Annotated in this window: 16 protein-coding genes and 1 riboswitch; of the genes, 13 read left to right on the forward strand and 3 right to left on the reverse strand. The window is 70.9% G+C overall.

What is annotated here, in order from left to right:
• Positions 1 to 78 precede the first annotated feature (78 nt).
• Complete coding sequence (locus tag ACZ7M3_RS21205; protein ID WP_472065108.1) at positions 79 to 1,269, forward strand: glycoside hydrolase family 6 protein; 1,191 nt, start codon at positions 79 to 81, stop codon at positions 1,267 to 1,269.
• Here ACZ7M3_RS21205 and ACZ7M3_RS21210 read toward each other — a convergent pair.
• A complete protein-coding gene (locus ACZ7M3_RS21210; protein WP_472065110.1) occupies positions 1,251 to 2,651 on the reverse strand; it encodes a uracil-xanthine permease family protein in 1,401 nt (466 codons plus the stop codon). The genes ACZ7M3_RS21205 and ACZ7M3_RS21210 overlap by 19 nt on opposite strands.
• Positions 2,652 to 2,772: 121 nt before the next feature.
• On the opposite strand from ACZ7M3_RS21210, the gene ACZ7M3_RS21215 reads away from it, so the two are divergent.
• Together ACZ7M3_RS21215 and ACZ7M3_RS21220 are read left to right on the forward strand one after the other, a co-directional pair.
• Positions 2,773 to 4,038, forward strand: a complete 1,266-nt coding sequence (locus tag ACZ7M3_RS21215; RefSeq protein WP_472065112.1) for an alginate lyase family protein — start codon at positions 2,773 to 2,775, stop codon at positions 4,036 to 4,038.
• A gap of 98 nt (positions 4,039 to 4,136) precedes the next feature.
• Positions 4,137 to 4,598, forward strand: coding sequence for an acyl-CoA thioesterase (locus ACZ7M3_RS21220; RefSeq protein WP_472065114.1), 462 nt, complete (start codon positions 4,137 to 4,139; stop codon positions 4,596 to 4,598).
• Here ACZ7M3_RS21220 and ACZ7M3_RS21225 read toward each other — a convergent pair.
• Positions 4,558 to 5,760, reverse strand: a complete 1,203-nt coding sequence (locus ACZ7M3_RS21225) for an MFS transporter (RefSeq protein ID WP_452970691.1) — start codon at positions 5,758 to 5,760, stop codon at positions 4,558 to 4,560. The genes ACZ7M3_RS21220 and ACZ7M3_RS21225 overlap by 41 nt on opposite strands.
• Positions 5,761 to 5,889: 129 nt before the next feature.
• Between ACZ7M3_RS21225 and ACZ7M3_RS21230 the strand changes: the two genes are divergently transcribed.
• The 10 genes from ACZ7M3_RS21230 to ACZ7M3_RS21275 all read left to right on the forward strand — a co-directional run bounded on the left by ACZ7M3_RS21230 (position 5,890) and on the right by ACZ7M3_RS21275 (position 15,165).
• Positions 5,890 to 7,119 carry an ROK family transcriptional regulator gene (locus ACZ7M3_RS21230; protein ID WP_472065116.1) on the forward strand — a complete coding sequence of 410 codons (1,230 nt, stop codon included), beginning with the start codon at positions 5,890 to 5,892 and terminating at the stop codon, positions 7,117 to 7,119.
• A 316-nt stretch (positions 7,120 to 7,435) separates the two neighbouring features.
• Positions 7,436 to 7,566, forward strand: a riboswitch (FMN riboswitch).
• Between the two features lie 153 nt (positions 7,567 to 7,719).
• On the forward strand, positions 7,720 to 8,355 hold the full coding sequence (locus ACZ7M3_RS21235; RefSeq protein WP_054236274.1) for a riboflavin synthase: 636 nt from the start codon (positions 7,720 to 7,722) through the stop codon (positions 8,353 to 8,355).
• Positions 8,352 to 8,996 (forward strand): nicotinamide riboside transporter PnuC, encoded by a 645-nt coding sequence (gene pnuC, locus ACZ7M3_RS21240; RefSeq protein ID WP_472065118.1) that lies wholly within the window; start codon positions 8,352 to 8,354, stop codon positions 8,994 to 8,996. Before ACZ7M3_RS21235 ends, pnuC begins: the two co-directional genes overlap by 4 nt.
• Positions 8,993 to 10,330: a bifunctional 3,4-dihydroxy-2-butanone-4-phosphate synthase/GTP cyclohydrolase II gene (locus ACZ7M3_RS21245; RefSeq protein WP_472065120.1), complete on the forward strand. Its 1,338-nt coding sequence runs from the start codon at positions 8,993 to 8,995 to the stop codon at positions 10,328 to 10,330. Before pnuC ends, ACZ7M3_RS21245 begins: the two co-directional genes overlap by 4 nt.
• A gap of 22 nt (positions 10,331 to 10,352) precedes the next feature.
• On the forward strand, positions 10,353 to 10,838 hold the full coding sequence (ribH, locus tag ACZ7M3_RS21250; protein ID WP_452970612.1) for a 6,7-dimethyl-8-ribityllumazine synthase: 486 nt from the start codon (positions 10,353 to 10,355) through the stop codon (positions 10,836 to 10,838).
• Positions 10,839 to 10,872: 34 nt separating this feature from the next.
• On the forward strand, positions 10,873 to 11,145 hold the full coding sequence (locus ACZ7M3_RS21255; RefSeq protein WP_054236279.1) for a phosphoribosyl-ATP diphosphatase: 273 nt from the start codon (positions 10,873 to 10,875) through the stop codon (positions 11,143 to 11,145).
• 57 nt (positions 11,146 to 11,202) lie between these two features.
• Positions 11,203 to 12,060, forward strand: a complete 858-nt coding sequence (hisG, locus tag ACZ7M3_RS21260; protein ID WP_099940276.1) for an ATP phosphoribosyltransferase — start codon at positions 11,203 to 11,205, stop codon at positions 12,058 to 12,060.
• 17 nt (positions 12,061 to 12,077) lie between these two features.
• A complete protein-coding gene (locus ACZ7M3_RS21265; protein WP_472065123.1) occupies positions 12,078 to 12,533 on the forward strand; it encodes a PH domain-containing protein in 456 nt (151 codons plus the stop codon).
• 203 nt (positions 12,534 to 12,736) lie between these two features.
• The gene (locus ACZ7M3_RS21270) at positions 12,737 to 14,071 is read left to right on the forward strand and encodes a hemolysin family protein (RefSeq protein WP_351310649.1); all 1,335 of its coding nucleotides are present in this window, start codon (positions 12,737 to 12,739) and stop codon (positions 14,069 to 14,071) included.
• A complete protein-coding gene (locus ACZ7M3_RS21275) occupies positions 14,068 to 15,165 on the forward strand; it encodes a hemolysin family protein (RefSeq protein WP_095855832.1) in 1,098 nt (365 codons plus the stop codon). Before ACZ7M3_RS21270 ends, ACZ7M3_RS21275 begins: the two co-directional genes overlap by 4 nt.
• A gap of 188 nt (positions 15,166 to 15,353) precedes the next feature.
• On the opposite strand, the gene ACZ7M3_RS21280 is transcribed toward ACZ7M3_RS21275, so the two are convergent.
• A complete protein-coding gene (locus ACZ7M3_RS21280) occupies positions 15,354 to 17,219 on the reverse strand; it encodes an AAA family ATPase (protein ID WP_472065125.1) in 1,866 nt (621 codons plus the stop codon).
• Positions 17,220 to 17,255 lie beyond the last annotated feature (36 nt).

Raw genomic sequence — 17,255 nt, forward strand, 5'->3', positions numbered from 1 at the left:
CGGGGGAACACGCCCGTGTCGGGAGGCGCGGATGTGGCCGGGAGTGGCGGAAACGTGGTGGGAACCGGGGGGAGCTACGTGTCAGGCTTACGTGCGCAGCGCCTGGCCGCACGCAGGGCCGAGCGCAGGCGGGTGGCCCGGCGCGCCGCCATGGTCGCGGCGGCCTCGGTGGTCGTGGCGGTCGGCGCGGTGACGGGGATGATGTCCGCCGTCGACCGCGAGCGCCCCTCCGACGACGCCCATCCGCTGGTGACCCGCTCGCCCGGCCTCCGCCCGCCGCCCGCCGCGCCGACTCCCTCCCCGCCCAGGACCTCCGCCGCGCCGTCCCCGTCCTCGCACTCCCCGTCCCCGAAGCCGAGCCCGACGCCCTCCCCGAGCAGGAAGGAGCCGGCGACCGTGGCCGCCCCCGCCCTGCTCTACAGCCACCCCGACTCCCAGGTCCTGGACTGGGTCGCGTCCCACCCCGGCGACCACCGGCGCGCGGTCATCGAGTCCCGGATCGCCGACCGCCCGGCCGCCGTCTGGTTCGCCGACTTCACCCCCGCCACCATCACCGCTCGGGTCAGGGCGGTGACCGCGGGCGCCGCGGCCGAGGGCCGGGTCCCGGTCGTCGTGCCGTACGCCATCCCGCAGCGCGACTGCGGCGGGGCCTCACAGGGCGGCGCACCCGACCTCGCCGCGTACGACGGCTGGATCGACGACTTCGCGGCGGGCCTCGGCGACGACGAGGTCATCGTCGTCCTGGAGCCGGATTCGGTCGCCCAGGCCGACTGCCTCCCCGCGACCGACCGGGCCGCCCGCTTCGCCTCGCTGGCCCGCGCCGGCCGCGTCCTCAAGGCCGCCGACCCCCGGGCCCGCGTCTACTACGACGCCGGCCACTCCGCCTGGAACCCGGCCGCCGAGCAGGCCGCGCTCCTCGCACGGGCGGGCGCCGCTTCGGCCGCCTCCTCCGACGGTGTCTTCACCAACGTGTCCAATTTCCACCGTACGAGCGAGGAGATCGCGTACGCCCGGCAGGTGCTGTCCGCGCTGGGCGGCCCCGCCAGTCTGGGCGCCGTCATCGACACCAGCCGCAACGGCAACGGCGCCCCGGCCGACGGGGAGTGGTGCGATCCGGCGGGCCGGAAGATCGGCCGGGCGCCGACCCTGGACACCGGGGAGGCGAGGATCGACGCCTATCTGTGGGTGAAGCTGCCGGGGGAGTCGGACGGGTGCAAGGGATCGCCCGGGACGTTCTCGGCGGAGTACGCCTATGAGCTGGCGCGCTGATCGTCGGCCTCGTCGGCCTCGTCGTACGAGGACGTGCCGGAGTCCAGCAGTGGCTCCGTCTTGAGGTGGGCCGGGGCCATCGCCCGCAGCGCGTGGTACCCGGTGATCACGATGAGCGTGCCGAGCGCGATGCCGCTGAGCGAGAAGTTGTCCGTGAACTTCAGGGAGACGCCGCCGATGCCGATGATGATGCCCGCGGCGGCCGGCACCAGGTTCAGCGGGTTGCGCAGGTCGACCCGGGCGTTGAGCCAGATCTGGGCGCCGAGCAGGCCGATCATGCCGTACAGGATGACGGTGATGCCGCCGAGCACGCCGCCCGGGATCGCGGCCACGATCGCGCCGAACTTGGGGCAGAGGCCGAAGAGGAGGGCGAACCCCGCGGCGGCCCAGTAGGCGGCCGTGGAGTAGACGCGGGTCGCGGCCATCACGCCGATGTTCTCGGAGTACGTGGTGTTGGGCGGGCCGCCGACCGCCGTGGAGAGCATGGAGGCGACGCCGTCCGCGGAGATCGCGGTGCCCAGCTTGTCGTCCAGCGGATCGCCGGTCATCTCACCGACGGCCTTGACGTGGCCCGCGTTCTCGGCGACCAGCGCGATCACGACCGGCAGCGCGACGAGAATCGCCGACCACTGGAAGGACGGGCCGTGGAAGGACGGCAGCCCGATCCAGTCCGCCTTGCCGACGCCGGAGAGGTTCAGCCGCCAGTGGTCGGTGAGCTTGCCGCTCGCGTCCACCGAGTGGATCCTTCCGAAGATCCGGTCGAAGACCCAGGAGATCCCGTACCCGAAGATCAGGCCGAGGAAGATCGCGATCCGTGACCAGAAACCGCGCAGGCAGACGACCGCCAGGCCGGTGAGCAGCATGGTGAGCAGGGCCGTCCACTGGTCCTGCGGCCAGTACGTGGACGCCGTCACCGGCGCCAGGTTGAAGCCGATCAGCATGACGACCGCGCCCGTGACGATCGGTGGCATCGCGGCATGGATGATCCGCGCCCCGAACCGCTGCACGGCCAGGCCCACCAGGAACAGTGCGACGCCGACGACGAACACCGCGCCGGTCACCGTGGCGCTGGTGCCGCCCTGCGCGCGGATCACCGCTGCGACGCCCACGAATGAGAGCGAACAGCCGAGGTAGCTGGGCACCCGGCCGCGGGTGGCGAGCAGGAAGATGACCGTCGCGAAGCCGGACATCATGATCGCGAGGTTCGGGTTCAGACCCATGAGCACGGGTGCCACGAACGACGCCCCGAACATCGCCACCACGTGCTGGGCGCCGAGCCCGATCGTGCGCGGCCACGAAAGGCGTTCATCGGGGCGGACAACCGCTCCGGGCGCGGGCGTCCGCCCGTCGCCGTGCAGTTTCCAGCGCACGCCGAGGTCCATGGTGAGTTTCGCTTTCTTCGTACGTGAAACTTTGTCCGGACCATTGTCACGGGTACCTGGCGGTTCTACGCTCGCACGGTCTTACTCATGAACTGCGTTCACATTCATGATCGGAGGCTTGATGAGTGCAAGACCCCGTCTGGCGGTCCTCCTCGCCGCCGTGGCCACCTTCGCGGCGGTCGTCGTCCCCTCCGCCTCGGCCCACGCGGCGCCGAAGGCCCCCCGGACCGCCGTCCTCGACGGCACCCGGCTCCAGCAGACCCGACTCCGCCTCGACCACGGGGATCCCCAACTGAAGCGCACGCTCAAGGACGTGACGGCCCGCGCCGACAACTGGCTGCCCCAGGGCCCCTGGACGGTCGTCGACAAGCCCAAGCCCGCCCCCGGCGGCGACGTCCACGACTACCTGAGCCAGGCCCCGTACTGGTGGCCCTCCCAGCCGAAGACCGCCGACAACCCCTGGGGCTGCCCGTACGTCCAGCGCGACGGCCAGCGCAACCCCGAGGTCGACACCGGCACCGACCGCCAGGACGTCGAGAAGGTCTTCGACTCGACGTACGACCTCGCCCTCGCCTGGTACTACACCGGCAGGAAGCAGTACGCCGAGAAGGCCGCCACCGTCCTGCGCACCTGGTTCCTCGCCCCGGCCACCCGGATGAACCCGAACCTCGACCACGGGCAGTTCATCCCCTGCAAGTACGACGGCCGGGCCATCGGCATCATCGACTTCTCGCAGTCCTACACCAGCGTCCTGGACGCGATCGCGATCCTGGAGACGGGCGCCCCCGGCTGGTCGAAGAGCGACCGCACCGCCATGCGCGCCTGGAACACCGACTTCCGCGACTGGCTGGAGAACAGCGCCTTCGGTGGTGAGGAGGGCGCCGCCCAGAACAACCACGGCACCTTCTACGACATGCAGCTCGCCGCCTTGGCGTACGCGACCGGTGACGAGGACCTCGCTCGCCGGACCGTCCTCGGCGCGGAGTCCAAGCGGATCGACCCGCAGGTCGCCGCGGACGGCAGCCAGCCCCAGGAGCTCACCCGCACCCGCAGCTGGCACTACTCGACCTTCGACCTCGTCGCCTACACCCGCCTCGCGGCCATCGGCCGGCACGTCGGCGTGAACCTGTGGCGGTACACGGGGCCGGACGGCCAGACCCTGGCCGAGGCGGTCGACTATCTGCTGCCCGCCGCGACGGGCGCCGCGCCGTGGCCCCACCCGGAGCTGGAGTTCCACCGCTACGCGGCGAGCGACATCGTGCACGCGGCGGCCGACGCGGGGGACCGGGCGGCCCGGGCCGCGGTGCCGAAACTGGAGACACCGCCCGGCGGCGACCTGTGGACACTGCGGCCCGCCGCCGAGCAGCTGGACTCGATCGCCGGCTGACCGGGGGCCTACGAACACCCTGATCAGGGGCTCCTGAGCGGCCGCTTAGGATGGAGGTGTCCCCACCGTCTCCACCGGCACCCTCAGGAGCCCCGCCCGTGACCGCCGAAGCCCCCGCAGCCCCCGTCCTCTCCTACGGGCGGCTCCTCCCCGTCACCGTCCACTTCGACGACCTGGACGCACTCGGCCTGCTCCACAACGCCCGCTACCCGGTCATGGTCGAACGCGCCTGGACGGCCCTGTGGAACGACCAGGGCTTCCTGGCCTACGAGGGCGACTGGGAGGCGGCGGGCGACTTCTGCAACGCCGTCAAGGAACTGCGGATCAGCTACGAGGCCCCGATCAACCGCCCCGGCGAGTACGCCGTCCACCTCTGGCTGGAGCGCCTGGGGAACACCGGAGTGACGTACGGCTTCCGCTTCTGCTCGGCCGACGGCGCGCTCACGTACGCGCACGGCACGCGGGTCCTCGTCCGGCTCGACGCCGCGACGCTGCGTCCCACTCCCTGGAGCGACCGCTTCAGGGCCGTGGGTCGGGAACTGCTGCGGTCGCGGGACTGACCTTGGGCCGGTCCCGCTCGCCCGCGCGCAGCACCCCCGCGAACGCGGCGAGGCCACACGCCAGCACCGTGACCAGCCCGAACGACACCACCAGGCTCGTCGCCTGTGCCAGCGTGCCGATCGCGCTCGGCGCGACCAGGCCGGAGGTGTACGTGATGGTGGCGACGCCCGCGATGGCCTGACTGGGGTTGGGGCCGCTGTGCCCCGCCGCGGCGAAGCAGAGTGGGACGACGACCGCGATGCCGAGACCCATCAGGGCGAAGCCGCTCATCGCCACGGCGGGGTGGTTCGCGACGACGACGAGCAGCCCGCCGAGCACGGCGAGAGCGCCGCCGGCCCGCACCGTGCGCACCGCGCCGAACCGATTCACCACCGCGTCGCCCACGAGCCGGGCCAGCGCCATGGTCAGCATGAATCCGGTTGTCGACGCCGCCGCCAGGCCGGCCGAGCTGCCCAGCTCGTCCTTGAGATAGACCGCCGACCAGTCCAGACTGGCGCCCTCCGCGAACACCGCACAGAAGCCGATCGCGCCGATGAGCAGGGCGGACTTGGGTGGCAGCGCGAAGCGCGGCGGCGGGGCCTCGTCCTCGGTCGGTCGTAGGTCGAGGACCCACCGGCAGGCGGTGAGACCCAGGACCGTCAGGACCCCGGCCGCCAGCGCGTGGTGCAGGCGCGCGTCCGAGCCGAGGTGCGCGGCGAGGGTGCCGCCCGCCGAGCCGACCAGGGCGCCCGCGCTCCACATGCCGTGCAGCCCCGACATGATCGACTTTCCGAGGCGGCTCTCGATCTCGACGCCCAGCGCGTTCATCGCCACGTCCGCCATGCCCGCCGACGCGCCGTAGACGAAGAGGGCCGGGCACAGCGTGTAGATGTTCGGCGCGAGGGACGGGAGGATCAGCGACAGGGTCCACAGGGACAGCAGCCCGCGCAGCGCGGTACGGGCGCCGAAGCGGTGGCTGATCCGGCCCGCCAGCGGCATCGCCAGGGAGGCCCCGATCGCCGGGAACGCGAGGGCCAGCCCGAGCTGGCCGGTGCTGACGGACGCGTGGTCCTGGATCCAGGGGACACGGGTCGCGAACGAGCCCGTCACCGCTCCGTGCACAGCGAAGACGGCGGCCACGGCGTACCGCGCCCGCTTCACCTCACGCAGGTCGTAGACCATGTAACCCATCTTTCCCGCCCCTCCAGGCTCCGCTCCCGGCGCTGCCGCCGTAAACTATCAGGAACCCTGCCTGATAGATAGATGATTTACTGGCCACCGACTGAGCGACTGATCTGGGAGGATCCCGGCATGCCCGCATCACCGAGCACCGCCCGGGCCATCAACGACCGCGTCGCACTGCGCCTGCTCCAGCAGGAAGGCCCCCTGACCGCAGGGCAGTTGAAGCAGCTCACGGGACTGTCCCGGCCCACCGTCGCCGACCTCGTCGAACGCCTCACGGCCGCCGGACTGATCGAGGTGGTGGGGGAGTCGGGGGAACAGCGCCGTGGCCCCAACGCCCGTCTGTACGGGATCGTCGCCGACCGGGCCCATCTCGCGGCCCTGGACGTCCGCACCGAGGGCGTCTCGGTCGTCGTCTGCGACCTCCTCGGCAGGGAACTGGCCCGGGCGTCGGTGCCGATCGCGGACGACACCGGCACCGGGCCCGCCGTCGAGCAGGCGGTCACGCTGGTCGAACGCGCGGCCAAGGAGGCCGGGGCGGAGCGCCTGCACACGGTCGGCGTCGGGGCCCCCGGCCTCATCGACCCCGCCACGGGCGAACTCCGCGACTCCTCCGGCCTGCCCGAGTGGCACCGCCGGCTGGTCGCCGCCCTCCAGGAACGGCTGCCCGCCCGCGTGATCGTCGAGAACGAGACGAACCTCGCCGCCCTCGCGGAGCAGCGTGACGGCGCCGCCCGCGACCGCGACACGTTCGTCCTGCTCTGGCTCGGCCACGGCACCGGTGCGGCCGTCGTCCTCGACGGCAGACTGCGTCGCGGTGCGTCCGGCGGCACGGGCGAGATCGGCTTCCTGCCGGTACCGGGCACGTCGACACTGCCCTCGGCGACGGACTGCGAGGGTGGGTTCCACTCCCTGGCGGGGTCCGCCGCGATCGCGGAACTCGCGGCCGGCCACGGGTTGGTGGCGACAGCGGTGTCGCCCGGCGAACCGGAGGCGGCGGCGCTGGTGAGACAAGCGGTGGCGACCCTCTCCTCCGCTCCCTCCCCTTCTTCCTCACCTTCCCCGTCGGCTTCCTCCGGAGCCGACCGCTTCCTCTCCGCCCTCGCCGACCGCCTCGCCATCGGCGCGGCGTCCGTCGTGGCCGTTCTCGACCCCGGGTGCGTGGTGCTCGGCGGTGAGGTGGGGCAGGCGGGCGGGGAGGTACTGGCCACGCGGGTCGGCGAGCGACTCACCCGGATGTCCCCGCTGCCGGTCGAGGTACGCGCGAGCACGCTGGGCGGCGGCGCGGTACTCCGCGGAGCTCTCCTGACGGCCCGAGAGTCGGCCCAGGACGACCTCTTCGCGCCGCGCTCCCGGTGATGCGATGCGGGCGCGCCCCGGATGGGGAGACCCGGCGGCGGGGCAAGGGCCTCCGTCACCGCCGCCGGGTCGCTCAAGGGGCGAGTGCGACACCTCGGCTTCGACAAACCATTGATCATGGACCTTAAGTGGACTAGACCAGGGCGGTCAATGGGTACGGACCAAGGGGCGATCGGGTCAAGCATGAGGAATCTCGCGGGAGTTGACCTCCCGTGATGCGCCGGAGAAGTCCATCCGGACGACCTGTGAGGCACCCCACAGGCGTTCGCCCGCATGGACGTGGATCAGACGTGGCACACTGATGCTGTACCAGAAGCAGCGCACTCCGGGGTCGGTGAAAGTCCGAACCGGCGGTTATAGTCCGCGACCCGGTCGCTTCCAGCGGCCGGTTGACCAGGTGGAATTCCTGGACCGACGGTTAAAGTCCGGATGGGAGGCAGTGCGCGGCGGGCGGGCATTCGTGCGCGTTGCCGTTTGTTTCGGCGCGTCCTTTGGGACGTGTCGCCCCATGCGGCTCGCTCCCGGTGCCGCAGTCCGCTCATTCTGTCGTCATCGACAGGCCCCGGAGTCCGTGCCCCATGAGGCAGGAGGACCCGGGAAGTGTTCACCGGAATCGTCGAAGAGCTGGGTGAGGTCACCGCCGTCGAAATTCTCGACGACGCCTCCCGTTTCCGTCTGCGCGGCCCCGTTGTCACGCAGGGCGCACAGCACGGCGACTCCATCGCCGTGAACGGCGTCTGTCTCACGGTCGTCGAACACGAAGGCGACGAATTCACCGCCGACGTCATGGCCGAAACGCTGGACCGCTCCAGCCTCGGCGCCCTGACCGTCGGCTCCCGCGTCAACCTGGAACGCCCGATGGCCGTGGGCGAGCGCCTCGGCGGCCACATCGTCCAGGGCCACGTCGACGGCACGGGCACGGTCATCGAGCGCAAGCCGTCCGAGAACTGGGAGATCGTGAAGATCTCCCTCCCCGCGGACCTCTCCCGCTACGTGGTCGAGAAGGGCTCCATCACCGTCGACGGCATCAGCCTGACGGTGGTCGACGCGGGCCCGGACTTCTTCACCGTCAGCCTCATCCCCACCACCCTCGACCTGACCACGCTCGGCCACAAGCAGGCAGGCGACCCGGTCAACCTCGAGGTGGACGTCATCGCCAAGTACGTCGAGCGACTGCTCGGCGCCCGTGGCGAGCAGCCGGTCGCGCTGCCCGACACCCAGGGGAGCGGTCGGTGAACTGGCTGAACTCCGAGGCGTTCACGCTCCTCGGACAGCACATCAAGTGGTCGGACATGATCGGCAACATCATCGGTCTGATCGGCCTCGCACTCGGCTGGCGGCGCTCCATATGGAGCTGGCCCGTACAGCTCCTGTCCGGCGTCGTCCTCTTCGCGGCCTTCGCCAGCGGCCATCTCTCCGGCAGCGCCGGCAAGCAGGTCGTGGTCATCGTCGTCGCCGTGTGGGGCTGGTGGCAGTGGAACCGCGGCAAGGCGGAGGGCCGGGGCGGCCACATCTCCGTACGGTTCGCCACCTGGCGCGAGCGCGCCTACATGGTGGGCGCCGCCGCCGTCGGCACGCTCGCGGTCAGCGGTCTGTTCCACGCGTACCCGACCCTGTCCTGGGACCCCTGGCCGGACGCGTACATCTTCGTCGGCACCATCGTCGCCATGTACGCGCAGGCCCGCGGCATGGTCGAGTTCTGGTTCGCCTGGCTGCTGGTCGACGTGGTGGGCGTGCCGCTCAACTTCGCGAACGGCTACGCCTTCTCCGGTTTCGTCTACGTCGTCTACGGCGCGCTCGTCCTGTCGGGCATGCGCGACTGGTGGCTGCGCTCCCGCAAGGCCGGGCAGCCCGTCCTGGAAGGAACCCCCGCATGACCACGGCACCCGTCTGGTACAGCACCGGCCACGATGAAGATGCTTCGGACTTCGCGCTCGACCCGGTCGAGAGGGCCATCGCCGACATCGCGGCGGGCCGACCGATCGTGGTCGTCGACGACGAGGACCGGGAGAACGAGGGCGACCTCGTCATCGCCGCCGAGAAGGCGACCCCCGAGATCATCGCGTTCATGATGAGCGAGTGCCGCGGACTGATCTGCGCCCCCATGGAGGGCGACGAACTCGACCGCCTCCAGCTCCCCCAAATGGTCGAGAACAACACCGAGTCGATGAAGACCGCGTTCACCGTCTCGGTGGACGCCTCGGCCGCCCACGGCGTGTCCACCGGCATCTCCGCGGCCGACCGCGCCACCACACTGCGGCTGCTGGCCGGCGGCGAGGCCGAGGCGGGCGACTTCGTGCGCCCCGGCCACATCTTCCCGCTGCGCGCCAAGCCCGGCGGTGTCCTCGTCCGCAACGGCCACACCGAGGCCGCCGTCGACCTCGCCCGGCTCGCGGGCCTGCGCCCGGCCGGCGCGATCGTCGAGATCGCCGGGGAGGACGGACGCATGCTCCGTCTGCCCGAGTTGATCCCGTTCGCCCGCAAGCACGGTCTGACGATCATCTCCATCGAGGACCTGATCGCCTACCGCCGCTCCCCCAAGCTCTCGACGTCGCTCGAGCAGGGGGCACCCCCGTCCGAGCCCACCGTCCGCCGCGAGGCCAAGACACAACTGCCCACCGCCTTCGGTGAGTTCACGGCGTACGGCTACCGCTCCACCGTCGACGGCGTCGAGCACGTCGCCCTGGTGCACGGCGAGATCGGTGACGGCGAGGACGTCCTCGTCCGTGTCCACTCCGAGTGCCTCACCGGCGACATCTTCCACTCGCTGCGCTGCGACTGCGGCCCCCAGCTCCAGACCTCCATGGAGCGCATCCAGGCCGAGGGCCGGGGCGTCGTGGTCTACCTGCGTGGGCACGAGGGGCGCGGCATCGGCTTGTTGTCCAAGCTGCGCGCCTACGAGCTCCAGGAGCGCGGCCGCGACACCCTCGACGCCAACCTGGAACTCGGCCTGCCCGCCGACGCCCGGGACTACGGCGCGAGTGCGCAGATCCTGGAGGACCTCGGCGTCCACAGCCTGCGCCTGCTGACCAACAACCCCGACAAGACCGACGCGCTCGTCCGGCACGGCCTCAAGGTCACGCGCCGGGAGCCGATGCCCGTACAGGCGGGCGAGCACAACCTCCGGTACCTGCGCACCAAGCGGGACCGGATGGGTCACGACCTGCCCTGGCTCGACACGGCCACCGTGTCCGCCTGCGGCAACCAGTAACAAGAAAGCACTGAGGAGAGACGTGAGCGGCAAGGGTGCACCTGAACTGTCCGTACGCAACTGCGGCGACCTGCGGGTCGCGGTCATCGCGGCACAGTGGCACGAAAAGGTGATGGACGGCCTCGTCAACGGCGCGCTGCGCGCCCTGCACGAGCTCGGGATCGACGAGCCGACCCTGCTCAGGGTCCCCGGCAGCTTCGAGCTGCCGGTCGTCGCCAAGGTTCTCGCGGGCCGCGGCTACGACGCGATCGTCGCGCTCGGCGTCGTCATCCGCGGCGGTACCCCGCATTTCGAATACGTGTGCCAGGGCGTCACCCAGGGCCTCACCCAGGTCTCGATCGACACCGGCGTCCCCATCGGCTTCGGCGTGCTGACCTGCGACACCGAGGAGCAGGCTCTCGACCGTGCGGGTGTCGAGGGCTCCAACGAGGACAAGGGACACGAGGCGGTGACGGCCGCCGTGGCGACCGCGGCCACACTGCGCTCAGTATCCGAACCCTGGCACTGAGGCAGGGGCGGTAGCGCGTAGGGTGGGCGGCATCATGTCCAAGAAGACGTTCGAGGAGCTCTTCACCGAGCTCCAGCACAAGGCCGCCACCGGCGATCCCACCACTTCGCGTACCGCCGAACTGGTCGGCAAGGGCGTCCATGCCATCGGCAAGAAGGTCGTCGAAGAGGCCGCCGAGGTCTGGATGGCCGCCGAGTACGAGGGCAAGGACGCCGCCGCCGAGGAGATCTCGCAGCTCCTCTACCACGTTCAGGTGATGATGGTGGCGCGCGGGATCTCCCTCGATGACGTGTACGCCCACCTCTGAGCCGTAAACCCCGCAATCCCGTACGTATCGTACGCACGAACGAAGGAAGCCGACCTCATGCTGCGCATCGCCGTCCCCAACAAGGGTTCCCTGTCAGGCCCTGCGGCGGAGATGCTGCATGAGGCCGGCTACCAGCAGCGCCGGGAGTCCAAGGAACTGCGCATCGTCGACCCGGGCAACGAGGTCGAGTTCTTCTACCTCCGCCCCCGCGACATCGCGATCTACGTCTCCTCCGGCCGCCTCGACATCGGCATCACCGGCCGCGACCTGCTCATCGACTCGGGCGCCAACGCGGAGGAGATCCTCCCGCTCGGCTTCGCCCGCTCGACGTTCCGCTTCGCCACCAAGCCCGGCACCGCCAAGGGCATCGAGGACCTCGGCGGCATGACGGTCGCCACCTCCTACGAGGGCATCGTGGCCAAGCACCTCGCCGACAGCGGCATCGACGCCTCCGTCGTCCACCTCGACGGCGCCGTCGAGACCGCGATCGAACTCGGTGTCGCCGAGGTCATCGCGGACGTCGTCGAGACCGGCACCTCGCTGCGCAACGCGGGCCTCGAGGTCTTCGGCGACCCGATCATGAAGTCCGAGGCCGTCGTCATCCGCCGGGTCGGGGCCGACACCTCCGAGGACGCCGAGACCAAGGTGCAGCAGTTCCTGCGCCGCCTCCAGGGCGTCCTGGTCGCACGGACGTACGTGATGATGGACTACGACTGCCGCGCCGAGCACCTGGAGAAGGCCGTCGCGCTCACGCCCGGCCTGGAGTCGCCGACCATCTCCCCGCTGCACAACGAGGGCTGGGTCGCCGTCCGTGCCATGGTGCCCGCCAAGGAGGCCCAGCAGATCATGGACGACCTGTACGCGCTCGGCGCGCGGGCCATCCTGACCACGGCCATCCACGCCTGCCGCCTCTGAGGACCCCGACCGAAGCCATGCCCGACCTTCCCACGCTCCCCGTCACGTTCCGGCCGTCCCTCACCCGGGCCGTGCTGCTCACCGCGGGCGTCGCGATCTTCGTCGTCATAGCGACGGTCGCGATGCTCCTCGAACAGCTCAGCCCGGGGGAGAAGCTCAGCTTCATCTTCATCGGCGCGCTGCTCGCCGGTGTCCTGCTGATGCTCTCGCGGCCCAAGGTCGTCGCCGACGAGACCGGCGTCACCGTGGTGAACATCACCAGCAGGCGACACCTGGAGTGGGCGGAGATCCTCCAGGTCAACCTGCGACCCGGCGACCCCTGGGTGTTCCTCAACCTCAGCGACGGCACCAGCCTGCCCGTGCTCGGCATCCAGCCGGGCATCGCCAAACAGCGCGCGATCCAGGACGCCCGGGCCCTGCGCGCGCTCGCCGAGGCCCGCTCCATCGGCGACCGGGAGCAACATCACGGCTGACTCTCGGCCTTCCACCCTGCCGTACGGGCCCATGTCTTGATTAACCTGTTGGCGGAGGCGTTTTCGTTGCGCCTCCGCCGCTGATGTCGCACCTGGTGACTCAGAGGCCCCCTGCTACCCGAGGAGTGACTCCCTCCAGCGATGGACGGATCGTCCTGTAGTACCTGCGCCGCCCCCTCCCGACCTATCGAGGCGGCGGCATCATGACCATCCCCCTGCTGCTCCTTGGGGCGGCGTTCCTGCTGATTCTCGCCAACGGCTTCTTCGTGGCGGCCGAGTTCGGCCTCGTCACGGTCGAGCGACCCGACGCCGAGAAGGCGGCGGCCGAAGGCGACCGACGGGCCGGTACGGTCGTCGAATCGCTGAAGGAGCTGTCCTTCCAGCTCTCCGGCACCCAGCTCGGCATCACCATCACCTCGCTCGTCGTCGGCATGCTCGCCGAACCCGCGCTCGCCGAACTGCTGCACGGACCCTTCACCGCGATCGGAGTGCCCGAGGGCGCCGTGTCCGGTGTCGCCGTCGTGGTCGGCATGCTGCTCGCCGCGGCCGTGCAGATGGTGATCGGCGAACTCGTTCCCAAGAATTGGGCGGTCTCCAAGCCGCTTCAGGTCGCCCGCTTCGTCGCGGGCCCGCAGCACGTCTTCTCCCGCCTCTTCCGGCCGGTGATCGCCGCGCTCAACACGGTCGCCAACCGGCTCGTACGGGCCTTGGGTGTCGAACCCGCCGAGGAGCTGGCCTCCGCCCGCACGCCCGGCGAGCTCGTCTCCCTGGCCCGGCACTCGGCCCAGGCCGGCGCCCTGGAGCAGGACACCGCGGATCTCTTCGTACGGACCATCTCGCTCGCCGACCTGACCGCGCAGCACGTCATGACCCCACGGGTACGGGTCAGCGCGCTCCAGTCCTCCGCCACGGCCGAGGATGTCGTCAACCTCACCCGCGCCACCGGCCTCTCCCGCTTCCCCGTCTACCGGGAGCGGATCGACGAGATCGTCGGCATGGCGCACCTCAAGGACGCCCTGGCGATCCCCTCCCAGGACCGGCTGCGCACCCCCGTCGGCCGGATCGCCCAGGCCCCGCTGCTGGTCCCGGAGACGCTGCCCGTGCAGCCCCTGCTCGAGCAGCTGCGCAACCAGCAGCCGATCGCCGTCGTCGTTGACGAGTACGGCGGTACGGCGGGCGTGGTCACCCTGGAGGACATCGTCGAGGAACTCGTCGGCGAGGTCCGCGACGAGCACGACGCCAAGGACCTGCCGGAGCTCGCCGCCGTACCGCCCGAGGACGGGCGGCCCGCCTGGGACGCCGACGGCAGCTGCCGGGTCGACGTCCTGCAGCGCATAGGCCTCGACGTGCCCGAGGGCCCGTACGAGACCGTCGCGGGCCTCGTCGCCGATCTGCTCGGCCGGATCCCGGCCCCCGGCGACAAGGCCGAACTGCCCGGCTGGCGTCTCTCGGTACGCCAGGTCGGGCACTACCGGGCCGAACGGGTCAGGCTGGTCAGGACCGCCGACGCGGTTGCCGCGCCGGAGGCCGTCCGATGAGCGTGCTCCAACTTCTGTTCGCCGTGTTGCTGGTGCTCGCCAACGGGTTCTTCGTCGGCGCCGAGTTCGCGCTCGTCTCCGTACGGCGCAGTCAGATCGAACCGCTCGGGTCCGCGCGGGCCCGCCAGGTCCTGTACGGCCTGGAGCGGCTGCCGCAGATGATGGCGGCGGCCCAGTTCGGCATCACCGTCTGCTCGTTGACGCTCGGCGCGGTGGCCGAACCGACGGTGGCGCATCTCCTGGAGCCGGTCTTCGAGGCGGTGCACCTCCCCGAAGGGGTGATCCACCCCCTCGGATACGTCATCGCGCTCGCCCTCGTCGTCTTCTTCCACCTCGTCATCGGTGAGATGGTCCCGAAGAACCTGGCGATGGCCGCGCCCGAGAAGACGGCGCTGTGGCTGAGCCCCGGCCTGGTGGCCTTCGCGCGCCTGTGCCGTCCCGTCACCGTCGCCCTGGGCGCCTGCGCCCGCCTCATCCTGAAACTCTTCCGGGTCGAACCCAAGGACGAGGTCGAGGCGGTCTTCACGAGCGAGCAGCTCAACCGGCTCGTCGAGGACTCCGGTCAGGCGGGCCTGCTGGACCCCAAGGAGCAGGAACGCCTCGAAGACGCACTGGAACTCGGCTCCCGCCCGGTCACCGACGTCCTCCTGGACCACGGCTCCCTGGTCACCGTCGGCCCCTCCGTCACCCCCGGCCAGGTCGTCGCGCTCACCGCCCGCACCGGGTACTCCCGGTTCCCGGTGGTCGCGGAGAACGGCGCCTTCATGGGCTATCTGCATGTGAAGGACGTACTCGACCTGGAGGAGTCCGAACGGGCGGTTCCCCAGCACCTGTGGCGACACATGACCACCCTGAGCTCCGAACTCCCGCTGGACGACGCCCTGACCGTGATGCGCCGCGCCGCGACGCACCTCGCGCAGGTCGCGGACGCGTCGGGGAAGGTGCTGGGTCTCGTCGCGCTGGAGGACGTCCTGGAGCTGCTGGTGGGCGAGGTACGCGATCCGGCCCATCGGGACGTCGGCGCTGCCGCTGTGGCCACGCCGCTGAAGGAACCCCGCCTCAGCGAGACCCCCGAGCAGGCCCTGGCAACCTGACGCCACCGTGTGGGGAGCTGCCCCCGCAGCTCCCCACACCGCCGGACTTGATGGTTCGGCCGCGGGCCGGTGGGGCTTGCTCGCGCAGTTCCCCGCGCCCCTGAGGGCCTCGGTGCCGTTGAGGGGGTCTGGGGGCGTAGCCCCCAGGGAGGGGAATGGGTAGGGGCGGCGGGGGCGAGGGGCGTTGGTTACATTGCTGACGGATCCTGGGGGCCCCGGCCCGACAGCACCTCCCCGTACGCCTGCATGAGGTCCGGCAGCCGGAGTGTCGACAAATCGTCGCGGGAGGGCGTGTTCGGGTAACCGGAGAGACGCAGGTCCCGGTACGCGCAGCTCTTCTCGTACAGGGTGCGCAGGAACCGGCCGTTGCCGAGTTCGTCGATCCAGCCCTGATCGACCACGTGCCCGGCGATGGAACGGAGTTCGTCGAGCGCCTCCTCGTCCCAGATGTCACCGTTCTCGGCGGCGAGCACCTCACCGATGGAGGTGAGTTCCAGGGGGCGGTAGGAGGGGAAGTCGACCCGGGTGGTGAAGCGGGAGGAGAGGCCGGGGTTGGCGGCCAGGAGGCGGTCCATGCCCTCCGGATAGCCGGCGAGGATGACCACGAGGTGGTCGCGGTTGTCCTCCGCCCGCTTCAGCAGCACCTGCAGCGCCTCGTCCCCGTACGCGTCCCCCTTGCCGTAGCCCGAGTTCGACAGCGCGTACGCCTCGTCCACGAAGAGGACCCCGCCGATCGCCGAGTCGATCAGCTCGTTGGCCTTGACGGCGGTCTGGCCCAGGTACTCGCCCACGAGGTCCGCCCGCTGCGCCTCCACGAGGTGGTCACCGCCGAGCAGGCCGAGCGCGTAGAAGACCCGTCCGAGAATGCGAGCCACCGTGGTCTTGCCGGTGCCCGAGGGGCCGGAGAAGACGAAATGGCGCTTCGGCGGCTGGACGGGCAGACCCTGTCCGGCCCGCAGCCGCGCCATGTTCAGCTGCGCCGACAACGCCTTGACCTGGCGCTTCACCGGCTCCAGCCCCACCATGCGCTCCAGTTCGGCGAGCGCTTCGTCAAGTAAGGCGGGGTCGGTCGGCCCGGCCGGCAACGGCTGCACCGGCACCACGGCCTTCTCGCGCACCACGTCGGTCTCCGGCGGCAACGCGCCCGGCGGGAGAGGATCGGGCTCCGAGAGTTTCAGGTCGCGGCCCTCGACGCCGAAGAGGGGATCGATTCCGTCGGGGCCGTCCATGACGTCCTGCCCGACCCCGGCCAGGGTGATCGCCGCGAGGTCGGCGGCGGCATCGTCGTACCCGTCGCCCTCGGAGATCGCGGCCAACCTGGCCGAGGTGTCCATGAAGGCCGGGTCGACGCGGTGCACCGCCCGGTACAGAGGCAGCGCGGCGGCCGACCGCCCGGTGCCCTCGTGGGCCCGCGCGAGCCAGTACCGCAACTCCTTGCGCTGGGGCTGCTCGCTGCGGCAGCGCATCAGCGCGGAGGACAGGAGCGGCTCCGCCTGGCCGAACATCTCCAGGCGGACCCGGGCCATGCCGCCGAAGAGGCCGGCCTCTATACCCAGCATGGGGTCGTCGATCAGCGGATCCGTGTGCCGGACCAACTGCTCCCAGTCCTTGACCAGATAGGCTCGGCAGGCGTGCAGAAACCGCACCTGATGATCGGCGTCGACCGGCGGCAGCCCCGCGAGCGCCCGGTCCAGCTCGGGCACATGGCGGCCGTCCAGCCAGTGCGAGGCGTGCGCGAGCAGCAGATCGCGCGGGCTCTCCAGTACCGGCTGCACCCACCAGCCCAGCCAGTACCAGGAGTTGAGCGTGCGCCGGTGGCGCGAGCGCTGCTCACCGAAGCGGTCCCGGTGCCGGAACATCCGCAGCAGCGCGGTCGTCGTGTCCACCCGCAGCGCGTGCAGTCCGAGCCAGCCGTCCGCCATGCCCGGGTCCATCCGGACCGCGGTGCGGAACTCCTCCTCCGCCTGCGGATAGGCGCCCATGGTGTAGGCGTCCACACCTCGCATCCAGGCGAGGTCGGCCGGGGCGTCCGGGCCCTGCATGCCGAAGTCCATCACGTCCCCCACAAACCGTGCCCCCGATGCTTCTCC

The organism is Streptomyces sp. NPDC111656, assembly GCF_055656965.1.